Below are 6,219 nucleotides of genomic sequence, written 5' to 3'. Positions count from 1 at the left end.
GATGCCCTGCGCGGCGCCCGTCACCAGCGCGACCCGGCCGCCGAAGCCGTCCCCGGAGCCGTCCCCGCCGAAGCCGTCCTCGCCGGGGGTGCGGCGGGCGGTGGCTGGGCTGCTGGCGGCGAACGGCATGGAGTGCTCCCGGGTACGCGGACGCGGCGGATCGACGACCCGCGTCCTACTTAGGTCAGGCTAGCCTAATCACTCGTCCGGGTGGAGCTGCACGGCAGCCCCGGCTCCGCGGCCGTGACCCGACGTCACCCGCCTCCGCCACCCCCACCTGGAGACTGGTCAACGGCACCGCGGGTCGCCAGCATGGGTACTCGTCCGCACGCGTCATCCCCCGCCCCACCCGCGCCCAGGAGGCCCCCGTGCCGCACGCCCAGCGCCGACCGAGCCACTCCTCCGGTCCGACCGACACCCCGCTGCTGCTCGACACCGTCGGAGGCAACTTCGACCGGGCCGCCCTGGCCCACCCCGACCGCGAGGCCCTGGTCGAGTGCGCCACCGGCCGGCGCTGGACGTACGCCCGACTCGCCGCCGACGTCGACGCGGTGGCGCTCGGCCTGCGCGCCAAGGGGATCGGCCGCGGCGACCGGGTCGGCATCTGGGCGCCCAACCTGGCCGAGTGGACGCTCACCCAGTACGCCACCGCCAAACTCGGCGCGATCCTGGTCACCGTCAACCCCGCCTACCGCTCGCACGAACTCGAGTACGTGCTCAACCAGGCCGGGGTGTGCCTGCTGGTCGCCGCCTCCCGGTTCAAGAGCTCCGACTACGCGGGGATGATCGCCGAGGTCCGCCCGCGCTGCCCCGAACTCGCCGACGTGGTGCTGGTCGACGGCCCCGACTGGGACGAGCTGCTGATGACGGGCCGTCAGGGCGACCGCGCGGTGCTCGCGGAGATCGCGCGGGAGCTGGACCCGGAGGACCCGATCAACATCCAGTACACCTCCGGCACCACCGGCTTCCCCAAGGGCGCCACGCTCTCGCACCGCAACATCCTCAACAACGGTTACTTCGTCGGGGAGTTGTGCGGCTACACCGAGCAGGACCGGATCTGCATCCCGGTGCCGTTCTACCACTGCTTCGGTATGGTGATGGGCAACCTCGCCGCCACCTCGCACGGCGCCTGCACGGTGATCCCCGCGCCCGCGTTCGACGCCGCCGCCACCCTCGCCGCGGTCGCCGCCGAGCAGTGCACCTCGCTGTACGGCGTGCCCACCATGTTCATCGCCGAACTCGCCGACCCCCGCTTCGACCAGTACGACCTGGGCAGCCTGCGCACCGGCATCATGGCCGGCGCGCCCTGCCCGATCGAGGTGATGAAGGACGTCATCGGCCGGATGGGCATGACCGAGGTGTCCATCTGCTACGGCATGACGGAGACCTCCCCGGTCTCCACCCAGACCCGCGCCGACGACTCGGTCGAGCGCCGGGTCTCCACCGTCGGCCGGGTCGGACCGCACCTGGAGGTCAAGGTCGTCGACCCGGCCACCGGCGAGACCGTGCCGCGCGGCGAGACCGGCGAACTCTGCACCCGCGGCTACTCGGTGATGCTCGGCTACTGGGCTCAGCCGGAGCAGACCGCGGAGGCGATCGACGCCGACCGCTGGATGCACACCGGCGACCTCGCGGTGATGGACCAGGACGGCTACCTGAGCATCACCGGCCGCAGCAAGGACATGGTGATCCGCGGCGGCGAGAACGTCTACCCGCGGGAGATCGAGGAGTTCCTGTACGCCCACCCCGACGTGCTCGACGTCCAGGTGATCGGCGTCCCCGACGAGAAGTACGGCGAGGAGCTGATGGCCTGGGTGCGGATGCGCGAGGGCGCCCGCCCGCTCACCGCCGAGGCCGTGCGCGAGTACTGCGCCGGCCGGCTCGCCCACTTCAAGATCCCGCGCTACGTGCACGTGGTCGACGAGTTCCCGATGACCGTCACCGGAAAGATCCGCAAGGTCGAGATGCGCGAACGGGCGACCCGGCTGCTGAACGGCTGACCCGCCGTCAGGAGACCCCCGTACGGCGGAGTTCCGGCCGGTCGGCGCGGGGGGACGGCGTCCGGGCGGGGAGGATCGGGGGGTGCCCGCACTCGCCGTCCTGCTCGCCGTGCTCGGCGCCGCCTCCAACGCCGCCGGAACCGCCTTCCAGCGCAAGGCCGCCGCCGCGGTCGGCAGCGGCGGCGGCCTGCGCTTCCTGCTCACCCTGGCCCGCGACCCCGCCTGGCTGGCCGGCATCGCCGGAGTCGCCGGCGCGGCCCTGTTCCAGGCCCTGGCGCTCACCTTCGGACCGCTGGCGCTGGTCCAGCCGGTGTTCGTGCTGGAGCTGCCGTTCGCGCTGCTGATCGCCGCCCCGCTGCTCAACCGCCGCCTCCCGGCCGCCGGTTGGGCCGGCGTCGGGGCGGTGGTCGGCGGGCTCGCGCTGTTCCTCGGCAGCGCCGCGCCGTCCGGGGCCACCGACAGCGCGCCGATGAGCCGCTGGCTGCCCGTGCTGGCCGGCTGCTTCGGCCTGATGGCCGCCGCGGTCCTCGCCGCCCGGCAGCGGCGCGCCCCGCTGTTCCGGGCCGCCGCGCTCGGCAGCGCGGCGGCCGTCGGCAACGCGCTGACCGCCGCCATGCTGAAGTCCGCGACCGGCACCTTCGCCGACCACGGACCGGTCGCGTTCCTCTCCGCCTGGCAGACCTACGGCTTCGCCCTCACCGGGATCGCCGCCGTCCTGCTGCTGGAGAACGCCCTGCAGGCCGGCCCGCTGGCCGCCTCGCAGCCCGCCCTCACCATCGGCGACGCCGGGGTGAGCCTGCTGCTCGGCGTGGTGCTCTTCGACGAGAGCGTCCGCACCGGCTGGTGGCTGCTGCCCGAACTGCTCGGCGTCGCCGCGGTGGTGGGCGGCGTGCTCACCCTGGTGCGGGCCGTGCCGCACGTCCACGAGGTGATCCGGTCGGCGAAGTGAACGGCTTCGCCGACCGGACCGGTTCAACCGGGGAGCCCTCAGAAGATGAGCTTCCAGCTGTCGATGTAGCCCGAGTCGCCCTTGTACATGTCCTGCGCCCGGAGCCGCCAGGTGCCGCTGGCGAGCTGCGCGGAGGCGTCCACGGTGTAGGTCTCGACGATGTTGTCCGCCGAGTCGCTCAGGTTGACCTTCTTCAGCGAGTACACCGCGCCGTCGGGGCCGACCAGGTCGAGGACGACGTCACCGCGCCAGGTGTGCTTGATGTCCACGCCGACCTTGAGGTCCGCGGGGGCCTGGCCGTCCAGGCCGGCGACGGTGATGTCCGAGAAGATCGCCGCGCCCTTGTCCGGGATCGGCACGTCGGTGGTGTTCTCGACGATGGCCCGCGCGACCTTCCAGGTGAAGGTCGCCGTGGCGCGGCTGTTGTGCGAGGCCTGGGCCGTGACGGTGACCTGGTAGGTGCCCGGGGTGGTCGGCGTGCCGGTGACCTTGCCGGTCACCGGGTGCAGCTTCAGGCCGTCCGGCAGGCCCTCCGCGTGGAAGGTGAGCCGGCCCGGGTTGATGTCGGTGGCCTGGATCTGCAGCTCGGCGGGCGTGTTGACGGCCGTGATCTGCGCGGCCGGCGGGGTCAGCATGATGCCGTCGACGGACCGCGGACCGACGTTGATGCCGGCCCAGGCGTTGGCGGTGTTCATGTACGTCACGCTGTTCGCGCCGTACAGGTCGGCGGCGGCCTGCAGGGTCGCGACGCGGGCCGCGGCGTAGTTGGTGGAGGAGGTCATGTAGGTGGTCAGCGCGCGGTACCAGATCTTGGCGGCCGCCTCCCGGCCGATGCCGGTCACCGGCAGGCCGTCGGCGGTCGGCGAGTCGTAGTTCACGCCGTTGACGGTCTTGGCGCCGCTGCCCTCGGACAGCAGGTAGAACAGGTGGTTGGCCGGGCCGGAGGAGTAGTGCACGTCGATCGAGCCCAGGTCGGCGGACCAACTGTCGCGGGACTTGCCGTCCTTGGAGGGCTTGTCCATGTAGCGCAGCGGGCTGCCGTCGCCCCGGATGTTGATCTTCTCGCCGACCAGGTAGTCGCCCTTGTCCTCGGGGTTGTTCGCCCAGAACTCGATGGCGGCGGCCATGATGTCGGAGGTGGCCTCGTTCAGGCCGCCCGACTCGCCGCTGTAGATCAGGTCGGCGGTGGCCGAGGTGACGCCGTGGGTCATCTCGTGCGCGCCGACGTCGATCGAGGTCAGCGGGTTGACGTTGTTCGTGCCGTCGCCGTACGTCATGCAGAAGCAGCTGTCGTCCCAGAACGCGTTCACGTAGTTCTTGCTGTAGTGCACGCGGGTGTAGGCGCCGACGCCGTCGTCCTTGATGCCGTTCCGGCCGTGGACGTTCTTGTAGTAGTCCCAGGTGAGCTGGGCGCCGTAGGCGGCGTCCACCGCGGCCGTCTGCCGGTTGGCGACGGTGCCGTCGCCCCAGGTGTCGGTCGGGTTGGTGAACAGCGACTTGGTGCTGGTGGTGCCGTTCAGGTCGTAGGTGCTGTGGCCGCCGCGGCTCGGGTCGGTCATCACGAAGCCGCCGGAGGCCCCCGGCGAGGTGCCGATGGTGACCTGGCCCGAGTACCGGCTGTTGCCGACGCCGGTCTCGATCCCCTGGTACTCGAAGATCTTCTTGCCGGTGTTGGCGTCGGTGATGACGTGCAACTCGGACGGCGTGCCGTCCTCCTGAGTGCCCGTCACGATGGTCTCCCACGCCAGGCGCGGGGTGCCGGACGCCGCCCAGACCACCTGGCGGGCGTTGTCGGCCGCGGGCTCGGCGACCTTCGCGCTGTCGGCGCTGTCGAGGGCCAGGCCCTTCGCCGCCTCGGCGCTCTCCTTCGGCGTGGTGTCGACCGCGATGTTCGCGTCGGTGGCCTTGGTGACCCCCTTCGTCGAGCCGTCCGGAGCGGTGTGGACGACCAGGTCGCCACCCAGCACGGGGAGACCGGCGAAGGTCCGCTCGTAGCGGGTGTGCAGGCTGCCGTCCGCGTCCTTGGTGACCGACTTGGCGATCAGCGCCTCCTCGGAGCCCAGGCTCAGCGCCCTGGCGGTCTCCGCCCGGTTCGCGTCCGCGGCGGCCAGCAGGTCGCCGCGCTGCGAGGCCGAGAGCTCCACCGGCAGCGCACCGGCGAAGGCCTGCACCTCTGCGGGGGCATCGGCAGGGGCGTCCTCGGCGGAGGCGATGCCGGCCGGCAGCGCGGCCGCGAGCATCGCGGCCCCGGCGAGCAGGGCGCTCGCCGTGACGGACTTTCGGGAGGATCGAGTCACACTGAACTCCTTCTGCGACGGCCGGGTTTGGGCGGCCGGAGTCAGCCGGGCGGACGAGGGGTGATGCCGCCCGGTAGAGCTGGTGGTCCGAGTGGGTGGAACGGTGTCCGACGTGCTCGCCGCGTCAGGGGGTGCACGTGCGACTGCACGGGTCTCTGCGGCGATGGGACGGTACAGTGCCAGCTTTGACACCTGTCCGTCACCCACGCGGCGTCAACTTGGCCGAAATGCTTCGTCGTCGATGGATAAACCTCCGCATTACCAAAAAAGACGCGGGCCGGGGTCGCCGCGGCACCGGTCCCGGACGCGCAGCCGCCCGGCGCCGCAGGGGAGTTCGGCGGAGGAGTGCTGTCGACGCGTCAGCGGCGCCGGCTCAGGAACCCGGGAGCTCCACCGGGCGGGTCCAGGTGTGCATCACCATGAAGGTCCTGGTGCCCTCGACCTTGCCGGTCCGGCGGATGGCGTTCACCACCTGCTGCAGGTGCTCCATGTCGCGGACGCGGAGCCGGAAGAAGGCGTCGGAGGTGCCGGCCACGCTGTGGCTCTCCTGGATCTCCGGGATGCTCTCCGCGATGCCCTGGATCTCGTCGCTGTCCGTCGCGCCGAGCAGCCGGACCTCGGTGAACGCCTGGAGCATGCCCGCGCGGCCGTCCTCGATGATCGCGGCGTACCCGCGGATCACGCCCTCCCGCTCCATCCGGTCGATGCGGCGCGCGCAGGGAGCGGCCGACAGGCCCACCAGCCGCGCGATCTCGGAGACCGGAGCCCGGCCGTTCTGACGCAGGATCCGGAGTATCCGCCGGTCGATCTCGTCCATGCCGAGCACGATACGTGCGCGCCGCGCACGAAAGACGCGCGCGGTGGGGCGGAGGACACGGGGATCCGGGTGAAGCGCGCTCGACACGTGCGTCCTGCCGCTCCGGCCGTCGCCGGGGCGGGCCGGGTCTGCCATCGTGTACCCCGCACGGGCGAT

The 6,219-nt window shown here is 72.0% G+C and carries 4 protein-coding genes; 2 read left to right on the top strand and 2 right to left on the bottom strand.

Annotated elements, in window-relative coordinates; all coding sequences use genetic code 11:
• Positions 1-368 precede the first annotated feature (368 nt).
• Both KCH_RS02835 and KCH_RS02830 read left to right on the top strand, forming a co-directional pair.
• A complete protein-coding gene (locus KCH_RS02835; RefSeq protein ID WP_035858627.1) occupies positions 369-2,000 on the top strand; it encodes an AMP-binding protein in 1,632 nt (543 codons plus the stop codon).
• Between the two features lie 82 nt (positions 2,001-2,082).
• A complete protein-coding gene (locus KCH_RS02830; protein ID WP_035858626.1) occupies positions 2,083-2,949 on the top strand; it encodes a DMT family transporter in 867 nt (288 codons plus the stop codon).
• Between the two features lie 38 nt (positions 2,950-2,987).
• Here KCH_RS02830 and KCH_RS02825 read toward each other — a convergent pair whose 3' ends face one another.
• Both KCH_RS02825 and KCH_RS02820 read right to left on the bottom strand, forming a co-directional pair.
• Positions 2,988-5,189 (bottom strand): M4 family metallopeptidase, encoded by a 2,202-nt coding sequence (locus tag KCH_RS02825; RefSeq protein WP_084223152.1) that lies wholly within the window; start codon positions 5,187-5,189, stop codon positions 2,988-2,990.
• Between the two features lie 430 nt (positions 5,190-5,619).
• On the bottom strand, positions 5,620-6,063 hold the full coding sequence (locus KCH_RS02820; RefSeq protein ID WP_035858621.1) for an Lrp/AsnC family transcriptional regulator: 444 nt from the start codon (positions 6,061-6,063) through the stop codon (positions 5,620-5,622).
• Positions 6,064-6,219 lie beyond the last annotated feature (156 nt).

The sequence above is a fragment of the Kitasatospora cheerisanensis KCTC 2395 genome (assembly GCF_000696185.1).
GTDB lineage: Bacteria > Actinomycetota > Actinomycetes > Streptomycetales > Streptomycetaceae > Kitasatospora > Kitasatospora cheerisanensis.
The sequence above is the reverse complement of the archived record's forward strand: the minus strand, read 5'-3'. Positions and strand labels throughout refer to the sequence as shown.